Consider the following 13161-nt stretch of genomic DNA (forward strand, 5'->3'; position numbering starts at 1 on the left):
TGGCGGAGTGTCAGAAACAGGTGGGCCATCTGATCCACTGCCATCGGGGGCAAGCCCCCTCCCACATTTTGATCTCCAATGATCTGAAAATTATTGGATCAGCGAGCCACGCAACGAGTGCGGTTGCGCCGCATCGATGTGCACATCGGCAAACTGGCCGATCAGGGTCGGGTTGTCGCAACGGAAGTTGACGATTCGGTTGTTCTCGGTACGGCCTTGCAGCTCGCCCGGGTCTTTCTTCGAATAGTCGGTGACCAGAATGCGCTGGGTCGAGCCGACCATTTGTCGGCTGATTTCGAAACCCTGCTGATTCAGGCTGTGCTGCAGCGCGTTCAAGCGTTCTTTTTTCAGCGCTTCCGGGGTTTCGTCCACGAGGTCAGCGGCCGGTGTGCCGGGGCGCTGGCTGTAGACGAACGAGTAGGAAAAGTCGAAACCAACGTCTTCAATCAGCTTCATGGTCTGCTGGAAGTCTTTTTCGGTCTCGCCGGGGAAACCCACAATAAAGTCCGAGCTGATGCAGATGCCCGGCACCGCTGCGCGCAATTTGCGCAGTTTGGATTTGTACTCCAGGGCGGTGTGGTTGCGCTTCATGGCCGACAGGATGCGGTCCGAGCCCGATTGCACCGGCAAGTGCAGGTGTTTGACCAGCTCCGGCACGTCGGCGTGGGCCTGGATCAGGCTGTCGGAGAATTCCAGTGGGTGCGAGGTGGTGTAGCGGATGCGCTCGATACCGTCCACAGCCGCCACCACGCGGATCAACTCCGCCAGGTCCGCGAGGCGGCCGTCGTCAGTCAGGCCGCGATAGCCGTTGACGTTCTGGCCCAGCAGGGTCACTTCGCGTACGCCGTTTTCGGCCAGGTGGATGATTTCCGCCAGCACGTCGTCGAATGGCCGGCTGACTTCTTCACCGCGGGTGTAGGGCACCACGCAGAAGGTGCAGTACTTGCTGCAGCCTTCCATCACCGACACATAGGCGCTTGGGCCGTCGATACGCGGCTCGGGCAAGTGGTCGAATTTTTCAATTTCCGGGAACGAGACGTCTACCTGAGGCAGCTTGGTGACACGGGCGGCGTCGATCATTTCCGGCAAGCGGTGCAGGGTTTGCGGGCCGAAGACCACATCGACATAGGGCGCGCGGTCGCGAATCGCGGCGCCTTCCTGGCTGGCCACGCAACCGCCGACGGCGATGACCATGTCCGGGTTGGCCAGTTTCAATTCACGCCAGCGGCCCAGCTGCGAATACACGCGGTCCTGGGCCCGTTCGCGGATCGAGCAGGTATTGAGCAGGATTACGTCGGCATCTTCGGCGCGGGCGGTGACTTCCAGGGCCTGGTGTTCGCCCAGCAGATCGACCATGCGCGAGCTGTCGTACTCGTTCATCTGGCAACCGTGGGTTTCGATATAAAGCTTCTTGGCCATGGGAATCGTCAACTGGTGGTAAAGAACCGCGCATTATAGGGGGCATGCCCATTGGTTCCTAGCGTTGTGCATCGGGTGCCATGCTATAGTTCGCGCCCTCTTTTATATCCCCGATGTGTTGCTCGCCCACCATGACCAAACGTGAAGCTCCAATCTACAAGGTGATTTTCCTTAACCAGGGCCAGGTGTTCGAAATGTACGCCAAGCAGATCTATCAAAGTGATCTGTGGGGTTTCCTGGAAGTGGAAGAGTTCGTCTTTGGCGAGCGCACCCAATTGGTCGTCGACCCGGGCGAAGAAAAGCTCAAGGCTCAGTTCGAAGGCGTGGTGCGCAGTTTTGTGCCGATGCATTCGATCGTGCGCATCGATGAAGTCGAGCGCCTGGGCACGCCCAAGATCAGCGAGGCGCGGGGCGTGAGCAATGTGATGCCATTTCCGATGCCGATGCCTGAAAAGTAAGGCGGCTGTCAGGGCAGGGGGGAGAAGGGCGAGCGCCCATCGGCACTCTGCAATTCCTGAAGATAGTTGCGGAAAATCTGGCCCAACACCTGGGTAGCGACTTCCAGCTCATCGCGTTGCATGTGCTCGGCGACTTCGTCGGCGGTGTCCAGCGCGTCTTCGGCGCCGTTGACCGCGGCCATTTTCAGCACGATATACGCCTGAACGTTATTGGCCGGCACGCCTTCGCCTTTGAAGAACATGGTGCCGAGCTGAAATTGTGCCTGGGCGTGGCCCTGCAACGAAGCTTTCTCGAAGTAGCTCAAGGCTTTGTTGAGGTCGCGTGCAGGGTTTTTACTGTCGTGGAAGTACTCGCCCAACTCGTATTGCGCCTGCGCATCCCCGTCGTCGGCCTGTTTCTGGCACGCGCTCAGGGATTCGGCCTGGCTGTCTGGCTGGGTATTGAGGGTGCAACGACCCATCGCTGGAATTAACAACGAGTTGCCGCCTGCCTGGGCATGTGCCAGCAGCGGCTGAAGGAGCAACAGGCAGCCCAGTACCAGGGTGCGGCCGGTGCGTTTCATGGGAATCGACTTACCTCTGACGGGGCGCGCGGACCCTCACGGGATCCAATAAGCGCGCATTATGAAATAAGCAGGCCTCTGCTTACAAAGTCTTTACTCGTTTTTCTGCTGCTTGGGCAAGTTATCTGCCGGATTGCAGGTAAATTCTCGAAAAAATAAGGAAAGCTCTGTCAGAAAAGTAGCAAATCTGACGCCACCTATGGCGACGCCAGATTTTTGCGACCGTTTATTTCAGGGCAGCGAATGCGCGCTCGGCGGCGTCCAGAGTCAGTCGCAACTCGGTTTCGCCATGGGCAATCGACGTGAAACCCGCTTCAAAGGCACTCGGGGCCAGGTAGACCCCGCCTTCCAGCATCAGGTGGAAGAAGCGCTTGAACAGATCGGCGTCGCTGCCCATCACGTCATCAAAGGTGACGATATCGTCGGCACCGCTGAAATACAGGCCGAACATGCCGCCCGCCTGCGTGGTGACAAATGGGATACCGGCCGCGTCGGCGCGCTGTTGCAGGCCATCCAGCAGACGCGTGGTGTAGTCGGTCAACTCGGCGTGGAAGCCGGGGCGGCTGATCAACCGCAGGGTAGTCAGGCCAGCGGCCATGGCCAACGGGTTACCGGACAACGTGCCAGCCTGGTACACCGGGCCCAGTGGTGCGATGTGTTGCATGATTTCGCGCTTGCCGCCAAAACAGCCCACCGGCATGCCGCCGCCGATGATCTTGCCGAAGGTGCTCAGGTCCGGCGTCACGCCGTAGTGCGCCTGGGCACCGCCGAGGGCGACGCGAAAGCCAGTCATCACTTCGTCGAAAATCAGCACCACGCCATGCTTGTCACACTGCTCGCGCAGGCCTTCGAGGAAGCCCGGCGCCGGCGGTACGCAGTTCATGTTGCCAGCCACGGGCTCGACGATGATGCACGCCACGTCTTGGCCGACTTCGCTGAGCATCTGCTCGACGGCAGCGATGTCGTTGAACGGCAGCGTCAGGGTGTGCCTGGCAAATGCCGCCGGCACACCGGCCGAGCTTGGCACGCCCTGGGTCAGCAGGCCGGAGCCGGCTTTGACCAGCAGGCTGTCGGAGTGGCCGTGGTAGCAGCCTTCGAACTTGATGATGCTGTCGCGGCCGGTGAAACCTCGGGCCAGGCGAATCGCGCTCATGGTGGCTTCGGTGCCGGAGCTGACCATGCGCACCATCTCCATCGACGGCACGATTGAGCACACCAGGTCCGCCATCTCGGTTTCCATGGCGGTTGGGGCGCCGTAGGACAACCCGTGCTCCAGCTGTTTACGCACGGCATCCAGCACGTCCGGGTGGCTGTGGCCCAGGATCATCGGGCCCCAGGAGCCCACGTAATCCACATAACGCTTGTCGTCTTCGTCGGTGACGTAGGCGCCTTCGGCATGCTTGAAGAACAACGGCGTGCCGCCCACGCTCTTGAACGCACGCACGGGGGAGTTCACACCGCCGGGGATGTGTTTCTGGGCATTGGCAAACAGGGTTTCGGAACGAGACATGGTGAGGGCTCTCTGAATTCAGGATGTGATTAAAGCGTTGAAGGCGCGGGCGCGGCGCGTGACTTCCTGGGTGCTGTCGGCGCCGAACAAACCGTGGACCACGGCCAGCAGATCGGCACCATGGGCCACCAGGGGCTCGGCGTTCTCCAGGGTGACACCGCCGATCACGCAGATCGGCAGGTGCAAGCGCTTGCGGGCCTCGGCCAGCATTTCAACGGTGGCGGCAGGTGCGCCGGGCTTGGTAGTGGAATTGAAGAAGCGACCGAAGGCGACGTAACTGGCGCCTTCCTTCGCGGCCTGCTCGGCCAGTTCGATCTGGCTGTGACAGGTGGCGCCGATGATGGCTCTGGAACCGAGCAGCGCACGGGCTGGCGTCAGTGGGCCGTCGGTCTGGCCCAGATGCACGCCGACGCCCAGGCGCGCGGCCAATTCGGCGTCATCGTTGATGATCAGTTGGGTCTTGTAGCGCGAGCACAGCTCCCGCAGCTTTTCGGCTTCGCGCAGGCGCCGGGCTTCGTCGCTGCTTTTGTCGCGGTACTGCAACAGGGTCACGCCACCGTCCAATGCCGCTTCTACATAGGCGAGGAATTTGCCGGCCAGCAGTTGGCTGTCGGTGATGGCGTAAAGGCCACGTAGTTTCATCGGGCAGGCCTCTTGCTTCTAAGAGCAGAAAGTTACGAACAGAAATCCAGCGGCAAACGGCGCGGTACAAACTGACCCTGGCCGAGCTGTTCGGCGTCACGCAGGGTACGCCACGTGTAGTTGAGCGCCGATTGCACCGCGCTCACCAGCCCTTCGCCCTGAGCGATCCGCCCGGCCAGTGCGCTGGCCAGGGTGCAGCCCGAACCGTGATAACTGCCGGGCAGGCGTTGGCAGGTAAAGGTCTGCTGGGTGCCGTCGCGGCTGTAGAGGCGATTGTGCACTTCATGCTCGTCGCCATGGCCGCCCGTGATCAACAGGTGCTTGATAAACGGCAGCAGCTTTTCGGCGCACTCGTCCGCCGTGCCTTCGGGCAACTCTGCAAGGATGCGCGCTTCGGGCAGGTTGGGCGTGGCAATCAGCGACAACGGCAACAGCCGCTCGCGCATGGCGTAGCCGACTTCGTCCTTGCCCAGGCTGCCGCCGCCGCCGGCACGCAGCACCGGGTCGCACACCACTGGCAGGTGCGGGTGCGCCTGCAGCAGTTCGACCACAGTGTCGACCATCGCGGTGGAGCCGAGCATACCCAGTTTGACCGCCGCCACTTCGGAATCGCCAAGCACGGCATTGGCCTGTGCCAGCACCCACTCGCGGTCGAGCACACGGAAGTCGCTGACATTGACGGTGTTCTGCACGGTCAGGGCGGTGACGGCCGGAGCCGCATGGCACCCCTGGGCGAGCAGGGCTTCGATATCTGCCTGCAAGCCGGCGCCACCACTGGGATCATGGCCGGAGAGACAGAGGACAACAGGGCGAGAGCTGTAGATATTCATGGTGCGCGAGCTTACCACCAAACGCTTTTGGCGTGGCCGTCGGGCGATGGTTGAATTTTGTCCAAAGTGCGACGCTTTTTTGGCGCTTTTCTCTCCGCAAAAGTGCGCTGAAACGCTTGTTCTAGAGCCTTCAGGAAAATTATTTCAATGGTGTCCAATGGCCTTTAGCGGCTATGCTAAAGTGGATCCAAACAACTTAACTGTACCGCCGGTGTACGTCTTCTCAAAAGGAATGGGGAGCTTTTGACCTTACCGGACACGCCACGCTGGGGCTCTATGCGCTATTTGCTGATTTTATTGTTGTGCGGGCTGCCGATGCTCGCCAGCGCCATTGAGTTCAACCAGGACACCCGCAGCCTGGCGCTGGGCCGAGCTATGCAAGTGCTCGAAGACCCCACCGATTCGCTCACCATTGCCGACGTCAGCGCGCCTTCCGCCGCCCGGCAGTTCAAACCCCACGATAAAGACACCCTCAATGCCGGCTATTCACGTTCGGTGTTCTGGCTCAAGGTCAACCTGCATTACCTGCCCTACGGCCCCGAGGCCCAACGCACCTGGCTGTTGGAGTTGGCCTACCCGCCGCTGGACCACCTCGACCTGTACCTGCCCGACAGCGCCGGCAACTACCGTCTGGCCGGGCGCACCGGGGATGCGCTGCCGTTTTCCGCCCGTGAGATTCGCCAGAACAACTACCTGTTCAAGGTCGACTTCAATCCTGGAGAGGCGAAAACCGTCTACCTGCGTCTGCAAAGCGAAGGTTCGATCCAGGCCCCGCTGACACTCTGGTCCAGCACCGCCTACCTGGAGCAGCAGCCGCTGCGCCTGTATGTATTGGGCCTGATCTACGGTGTGTTGCTGGGGATGCTGGTCTACAACCTGTTTATCTACCTCAGTGTGCGCGATACCAGCTACCTCTATTACATCTTCTATATCGCTTCGTTCGGCATGTACCAACTGTCGGTCAACGGCGCGGCGGTGGAGTATTTCTGGCCGAACAACCCGTGGTGGGCGAATGCCGCGACGCCGTTCCTTATTGGCGCGGCGGCGTTGTTTGGCAGCCTGTTTGCGCGCAGTTTCCTGAACACCGCACTGCACAGTCGCTGGATCAACCGTTTTCTGCTGGCGCTGGTGGGCTGCGGCGCGGTGGTCATGTTGCTGTCGCTGATGACCAGCTACGCCCTGGCGCTGCGCCTGGCTACCGGCTTGGCGTTGGTGTTTACCGTGACCATCTTTGTCGCCGCCATCAAGGCCTGGTATTGCGGCCAGCGGGTGGCGCGCTATTTCATCATCGCCTGGTCGGCCTTCCTGCTGGGCGGGGTGGTGAATACGCTGATGGTGCTGGGCTACCTGCCCAATGTGTTCCTTACGATGTACGCCAGCCAGATCGGTTCGGCGATTGAAGTGGCGCTGTTGTCCCTGGCGTTGGCAGACCGCATCAATTCCATGCGTGAGCAACAGGCGCAGATTCTCCTCGACGCCAGCCAGAAGCTCGAAGTGCTCAACCAGCAGCTTGCCCGCAGCAACCGGCTCAAGGATGAGTTCCTCGCCACACTGACCCACGAACTGCGTACCCCCATGAACGGCGTGATCGGCTCCCTTGAGCTGATGCAAACCGTGCCGCTGGACGACGACCTGGCGCAATACCAGCAAACCGCTGCCGGCTCGGCGCGAGACATGATGCGCATGGTCAATGGCATTCTCACCCTCACCGAACTTCAGGCTGGGCGCCTGAGTGCCCAGTCGCAGGTGTTCAGCCTGCGCGGGGTGCTCGACACCTTGCGCCAGCAGTTCAGTGTCAGCGCCCAAAGCAAGGGCCTGGCGTTTTCCATCGACGTGGCCGATGAACTGCCGGACCGGGTGGTGGGCGACGCCGACAAACTGATCCAGTGCCTGGATTGCCTGCTGGACAACGCATTCAAATTCACCCACGAAGGCGCCGTACGCCTGCGGGTGGTGGGCGTGCCCCACAGTGACGGTGGCTTGCGCCTGAGCTTTATTGTGACTGACACCGGTATTGGCTTCGCCTTCCTGGACGAGGCCACCCTGTACCAGCGGTTTTTCCAGCTGGATGGTTCCATGACTCGCGAATACGGCGGCCTGGGTATCGGCCTGGCGATCTGTCGGCAATTGATCGAGCTGCTGGGCGGGCGCCTTACCCATCATTCCGAGTTGCGCAAGGGCAGCCGCTTCCAATTGGAGGTGGAGGTCAGCCCGGTGGCGCCAGAAGCAAAACCAGCAGTGGACCGGCAGCGTGCGCCCCAAGACTGCGCGGTGCTGCTGGTGGATGACAACAGCGTCGGCCAACTGGCAGTGCGCGGCATGTTGCTCAAACTGGGTTACCGGGTAAAAAACGTGGACAGCGGCCCCAGCGCTCTAGCGGCCTTGCAGGGCGGCAATTTCGACGCAGTCGTGTTGGATCTACCTGAAGGCGGCTTCTCATTGTGCTGTCAGATCCGTGCTCTGCCGGGCTGCGGTGAGTTGCCGGTGATTGCCTTGAGCACGTCACTGAATGTGTCTGAACGCGAGCACTGTCATGGCATCGGCGTATCCGACCGCCTCGCCAAGCCCGTGCGTTTCGAGGCCTTGCAGGCGGTGTTGACACGCCGGGTGCTGTGTCCGCAAGAGGGTGAACGCGCCGGGTATTCGGCGGGTATGCCACTTTTTTAAGGCGGATGACGGTGCTTAACTGAAATTCAGGCCTCAACCCAACGGGGCTGTTTCCAGGAGGCCCGTCATGAATCTGCACCCATTCGCTGAAACCCACGACGTCACCAACCAGCCCCCATCCCTGGATGGCACCAACCTGTACCGCATTGACCTGCCTTTGCAAGAGTGGTCGCGCCGCTATGGCGCAGGCTGGGCAGAGGCGCGCATCGATGCCTACGGCGCGCTGGCCGGTGGGCCGTTGATGGCGGCCGGGTTCCTGGCGAACCAGAATAAACCGGTGTTCAACAGTCATGACCGTTATGGTCATCGCATCGACCTGGTGGAGTTTCACCCGGCCTACCACGAGCTGATGCGCACGGCTGTCGAACATGGCCTGCCGTCGTTGCCGTGGGCTCATCCGCAATCCGGCGCCCATGTGGCGCGGGCCGCGATGACGTACCTTCACAGCCAGGCCGAAGCCGGCACCGGCTGCCCGCTGACCATGACCTTCGCCTGCGTCCCGGCCCTGCGCCTGCAACCAGACCTGGCCAAGACCTGGTTGCCGAAAATCCTCAGCACCGAATACGACCCGCGCAATGTCGGCATTGCCCACAAGGCCGGCGCCGCCATCGGCATGGCCATGACCGAAAAACAGGGCGGCACCGATGTGCGGGCCAACACGACCCGTGCCTATCCCGTGGGCGCGGGCGGCCCGGGGCAGGCTTACGAACTGGTAGGGCATAAGTGGTTCTGCTCGGCGCCGATGTGCGATGGGTTCCTGACCCTGGCCCAGACTGACAAGGGCCTCACCTGTTTCCTTCTACCTCGGCACCGTCCAGATGACACGCGCAACGAGTTCTATATCCAGCGCCTGAAAAACAAGCTCGGCAACTGCTCCAACGCCTCCAGCGAAGTAGAGTTCCGTGGTGCCCTGGCCTGGATGATCGGCGAAGAAGGCCGCGGCGTTCCGACCATCATCGAGATGGTTGCCATGACCCGCTTCGACTGCATGGTCGGCTCCAGCGCCTTGATGCGCCAGGCGCTGACCCAGGCCAGCCATCATTGCGCCCACCGCTTGGTGGGTGGCCGCGTTCTCAGTGAGCAACCGCTGATGCAAAACGTGCTGGCCGACCTGGCCTTGGAAAGCGAGGCCGCCTTGGCCTTGAGCCTGCGCATGGGCCGCGCCCTGGATCACCTGGGCGATGAGCAGCAAGCCAAATTCGCCCGGCTGGTGACGGCGGTGGGCAAGTATTGGATCTGCAAGCGCGCGCCGGCGATGATCAACGAAGCGGCCGAATGCATGGGCGGTGCCGGGTATGTCGAGGACAGCATCCTGCCGCGCCTCTACCGTGAGGCGCCGGTGAACTCGACGTGGGAAGGTTCCGGCAATGTGCAGTGCCTGGATGTGCTGCGCGCATTGTCCAAGGAGCCGGGTGTATTGGAAGCGCTGTTTGTCGAGCTGGGCGATGGCCAAGGTGACAAGCAACTGGCGCGGCACATCGAACGCCTGAAGTCGGCGTTCATGGACACCCAGGACATCCAGTACCGCGCACGCCAGCTGACCGAGGATATTGCTGTCGCCTTGCAGGCCAAGCTGTTGCTGGAGGCGGGGAATGCGGCGGTCAGTGATGGCTTTATCGCCAGCCGGTTGGGTGAATCGTCGGGTCGGGTGTATGGCGCCTTGCCACGCGGCATTGATGTGGCGGCGATTGTCCAGCGAGCCACACCCCATCCCCCCAAGTAAACACGGGCCAAGGGAGGGCAAGCCCCCTCCCGCATTTTAAAATGCATTCCAAACCACCTGTTTCAGTGAAGCCGGGATACAGGCAAGATAAAGGCCTGCACGTCAGAACACAGGATGCTTACCGTGACCGAAGCTTTTGTTGTCGTTCAAACCGCCGAAGAAGCCGTGGACCGGCTGGCGGCTCTGCATGAGCGTGCTACCGGCGCGCTCAACCAGGCTCTCAAGCAATACCTCAAGGACCGCGTCGAACCCGACGCCGCACAACGCGCTCTGTTTCGCTATCCGGAACTGCGCCTGACCTACCACTGCCACGGCGAAGTCCCACAGACCACCCGGGCATATGCCAAGGTTCAGTTGCCGGGGACCTACAGCGTCACCGTCACCCATCCGTCGGCATTCCGTAAATACCTGCTGGAGCAACTGGTGCCGTTGATGCACGACTTCACCGTGACGGTGGAAGTGGGCGTCAGCCAGCAGAATATTCCTTACCCGTACGTGGTGGAGCAGGGCGACGAGTTGGCCGGTTCCGGCGTGACCGCTGCGACCCTGGCCCGGGTGTTCCCGAGCACCGACTTGTCGGCCGCCACCGATGGCATTGCCGATGGCCTCTACGACTGGGAAAACACCGACCCGCTGCCCCTGGCACTGTTCGATGCGGCCCGTGTGGACTTCTCTCTGCGCCGTCTGGTGCATTACACCGGCAGCGACTGGCGACATGTGCAGCCGTGGATCCTGCTGACCAACTATCACCGTTACGTTGACCAGTTCATCCTGCATGGCCTGGAGCAATTGCGCAGCGACCCACGCTTTATCCGCATGGTGCTGCCGGGCAACGTGGTGATCGACAAGAGCATGGACCATGGCGAAGCGTCAGCCATCGCTGCGGGTGTGGTCTGGCACCGTTACCAGATGCCGGCATACCACCTGCAGGCCAGTGATGGCCACGGCGTGACATTGGTGAATATCGGCGTGGGCCCATCCAACGCCAAGAACATCACCGACCACCTCGCTGTGCTGCGTCCGCATTGCTGGCTGATGATCGGCCACTGCGGCGGCCTGCGCCAATCCCAGACCATCGGCGACTACGTACTGGCCCACGCCTACATGCGTCGCGATGGGATTCTGGACCGCGTGGTACCGCCGAACATCCCGATTCCGGCCCTGGCCGAAGTGCAGATGGCCTTGCAGCAAGCCGCTGCCAATGTCACCGGCGAAAAAGGCGAAGAGCTAAAAAAACGCCTGCGCACCGGCACCGTGCTGACCTACGACGACCGTAACTGGGAACTGCGCTGGGCTCAGGAACGGCCGCTGATCAACCTGTCCCGCGCCGTGGCGGTGGACATGGAAAGCGGCACCATCGCTGCCCAAGGCTACCGTTTGCGAGTGCCGTACGGAACCTTGCTGTGTGTCTCGGATAAACCGCTGCACAGTGAGATCAAACTGCCCGGTTCGGCCAACGCGTTCTATGAGCGTGCGGTCAGCCAGCACTTGAAGATCGGCATCGAGGCGGTGGACCTGTTGCGCACCGAACTCAACTCGCTGCATTCGCGCAAACTGCGCAGCTTCGACGAACCGCCGTTCCGCTAAGCGGTTGGGATGGTCATTTAGCGGTCAGGCCACTAGCATTGTCGGTCCTGACCGTTAGATGTTCCTTTTGCCATGTCCCGTCCTACTCGCCCCGATTCGCGCCGCCCTGGTGTGAAACCTCCGCATTCCGCCGCTCGTCGTGTCGCCAAGGCGCCACCGGCCGAGCCGAAGTTGATCCTGTTCAATAAGCCATTCGACGTGCTGACCCAGTTCAGCGACGAAGGCGGACGGGCGACCCTCAAGGATTTTATCGACATCCCCGGCATCTACCCGGCGGGCCGACTGGACCGCGACAGCGAAGGCCTGTTGCTGCTGACCAACGATGGTCAGTTGCAGGCGCGTATTGCCGATCCCAAGCACAAGTTGGCGAAAACCTACTGGGTTCAGGTGGAAGGCGAGCCGACGCAAGAACAACTGCAGCAACTGCGCGACGGTGTCGAGCTTAACGACGGCAAGACCTTGCCCGCCGAAGCGCGACAACTGGAAGAACCGGAGTTATGGCCGCGCAACCCGCCGGTGCGGTTTCGCAAAAGCGTGCCGACCCACTGGCTGGAGCTGGTGATTCGTGAGGGGCGTAACCGCCAGGTACGGCGTATGACCGCAGCGGTAGGCTTGCCGACCTTGCGCCTGGTGCGCGTGCGCATTGGCGACTGGTCTATCGAAGGCCTCGACCAAGGCCAGTGGAAGGAAGTGCCGGCGCGCTTATAAGGCGCCGGACTCGATCAGGCCGATCACCACGCTCTTGATGATGAACGCGGCCACGCCCAGGCCCAGCACAAAAAACAGGATGAACGAGCCAAAGCGCCCGGCTTTGGATTTCTTCGCCAGGTCCCAGACGATAAAGCCCATGAAAATGATCAGGATGGTGACGAGGCCGGTCATCATCCATTCTTCGAAGAGGGCGGGGTCGATGTTGTTCATGGGGCTCTTCCGTGGGGCGGGTGGCAAGTATAAGGCAGCGCTACAGGCGCAACATTGACCTGAGTCCAAGCGCAATCCAAATGTGGGAGGGGGATTGCTCCCTCCCACATTTGACCTTCACTGATCTCAGGTGCGCAGGTGGGTCAATGGCAGCTCGGTGCTGTTCAATACCTGGTTGAGCACAAAACTCGACCGCACACTGGTCACGCCTTCGATCCGGGTCAGGTGCCCCAGCAGCAATTTCTGATAGTGATCCATATCCGGCACCACCACTTTCAACTGGTAGTCCGCATCCATCCCCGTCACAAGGCTGCATTCGAGCACTTGCGGCAAGGTGCGGATGGCCGCTTCGAAGTTCTCGAAACGCTCGGGCGTGTGACGGTCCATGCCGATCAGCACGTAGGCCGTGAGGCTCAGGCCGAGCATCTTGCGGTCGAGCAGGGCGACCTGGCGCGAGATGTACCCATCGTCCTCCAACTGCTTGACCCGGCGCGAGCACGGCGAAGGCGACAAGCCGATGCGCTCGGCCAACTCCTGGTTGGAGATCCTCGCGTCACGCTGCAATTCCGCCAAAATACTCAGGTCGTATCGGTCAAGCTTGCTCATTGGGTTGGCCTTTGTCGTAACTATTGCGGTGAATTATCCATGAAGGGTTAAAAATTGCGCAAGCACTGTTTATTGACGCAATCTTCGCAATCATCTGGCGGGCGCGGGCCTGTATCTTTATCAACAGAATCACCGCCTGGACAACAGTCCACAGCAGCGAGCCCAATCAGGCCTGCTGCGGCCGCCACCCCAGCAGGGTTGAGCCGGCCTCCAGGCTGCACACTGTCTACAAGAC

Annotated in this window: 12 protein-coding genes; 5 read left to right on the forward strand and 7 right to left on the reverse strand. The window is 61.2% G+C overall.

Going from position 1 to position 13161, the window contains the following annotated elements; all coding sequences use genetic code 11:
- Window positions 1-90: 90 nt before the first annotated feature.
- Window positions 91-1419, reverse strand: coding sequence for a tRNA (N6-isopentenyl adenosine(37)-C2)-methylthiotransferase MiaB (gene miaB / locus AOA60_RS12565; RefSeq protein WP_099584685.1), 1329 nt, complete (start codon window positions 1417-1419; stop codon window positions 91-93).
- 131 nt (window positions 1420-1550) lie between these two features.
- Between miaB and AOA60_RS12570 the strand changes: the two genes are divergently transcribed.
- Entirely contained in the window at window positions 1551-1877 is a 327-nt protein-coding gene (locus AOA60_RS12570) for a DUF1820 family protein (protein WP_003236992.1), read from the forward strand.
- Between the two features lie 8 nt (window positions 1878-1885).
- Here the strand turns inward: AOA60_RS12570 and AOA60_RS12575 are convergent, their stop codons facing one another.
- The 4 genes from AOA60_RS12575 to AOA60_RS12590 all read right to left on the reverse strand — a co-directional run bounded on the left by AOA60_RS12575 (window position 1886) and on the right by AOA60_RS12590 (window position 5422).
- Window positions 1886-2440 (reverse strand): tetratricopeptide repeat protein, encoded by a 555-nt coding sequence (locus AOA60_RS12575; protein WP_099584686.1) that lies wholly within the window; start codon window positions 2438-2440, stop codon window positions 1886-1888.
- Window positions 2441-2666: 226 nt separating this feature from the next.
- Window positions 2667-3950, reverse strand: a complete 1284-nt coding sequence (hemL, locus tag AOA60_RS12580; protein ID WP_099584687.1) for a glutamate-1-semialdehyde 2,1-aminomutase — start codon at window positions 3948-3950, stop codon at window positions 2667-2669.
- A gap of 18 nt (window positions 3951-3968) precedes the next feature.
- Window positions 3969-4592 (reverse strand): thiamine phosphate synthase, encoded by a 624-nt coding sequence (thiE, locus tag AOA60_RS12585; protein WP_099584688.1) that lies wholly within the window; start codon window positions 4590-4592, stop codon window positions 3969-3971.
- A gap of 32 nt (window positions 4593-4624) precedes the next feature.
- Entirely contained in the window at window positions 4625-5422 is a 798-nt protein-coding gene (locus AOA60_RS12590; RefSeq protein WP_099584689.1) for a hydroxymethylpyrimidine/phosphomethylpyrimidine kinase, read from the reverse strand.
- 276 nt (window positions 5423-5698) lie between these two features.
- Here AOA60_RS12590 and AOA60_RS12595 point away from each other — a divergent pair, with 276 nt between their 5' ends.
- The 4 genes from AOA60_RS12595 (at window position 5699) to AOA60_RS12610 (ending at window position 12107) form a co-directional block, all read left to right on the forward strand.
- Entirely contained in the window at window positions 5699-8089 is a 2391-nt protein-coding gene (locus AOA60_RS12595; protein WP_099584690.1) for a hybrid sensor histidine kinase/response regulator, read from the forward strand.
- Between the two features lie 67 nt (window positions 8090-8156).
- Window positions 8157-9812: an acyl-CoA dehydrogenase family protein gene (locus AOA60_RS12600; protein WP_099584691.1), complete on the forward strand. Its 1656-nt coding sequence runs from the start codon at window positions 8157-8159 to the stop codon at window positions 9810-9812.
- 114 nt (window positions 9813-9926) lie between these two features.
- Window positions 9927-11399, forward strand: coding sequence for an AMP nucleosidase (gene amn / locus AOA60_RS12605; RefSeq protein WP_178075353.1), 1473 nt, complete (start codon window positions 9927-9929; stop codon window positions 11397-11399).
- 72 nt (window positions 11400-11471) lie between these two features.
- Window positions 11472-12107 (forward strand): pseudouridine synthase, encoded by a 636-nt coding sequence (locus tag AOA60_RS12610; protein WP_099584693.1) that lies wholly within the window; start codon window positions 11472-11474, stop codon window positions 12105-12107.
- Here the strand turns inward: AOA60_RS12610 and AOA60_RS12615 are convergent.
- Both AOA60_RS12615 and AOA60_RS12620 read right to left on the reverse strand, forming a co-directional pair.
- Entirely contained in the window at window positions 12102-12311 is a 210-nt protein-coding gene (locus AOA60_RS12615) for a DUF2788 domain-containing protein (protein WP_025999909.1), read from the reverse strand. The two genes, AOA60_RS12610 and AOA60_RS12615, sit on opposite strands and share 6 nt — an antisense overlap.
- A gap of 135 nt (window positions 12312-12446) precedes the next feature.
- The gene (locus AOA60_RS12620) at window positions 12447-12926 is read right to left on the reverse strand and encodes an Lrp/AsnC family transcriptional regulator (protein ID WP_003176264.1); all 480 of its coding nucleotides are present in this window, start codon (window positions 12924-12926) and stop codon (window positions 12447-12449) included.
- Window positions 12927-13161: the final 235 nt, after the last annotated feature.

The organism is Pseudomonas sp. 2822-17 (assembly GCF_002742485.1).
Lineage (GTDB): Bacteria > Pseudomonadota > Gammaproteobacteria > Pseudomonadales > Pseudomonadaceae > Aquipseudomonas > Aquipseudomonas cyclaminis.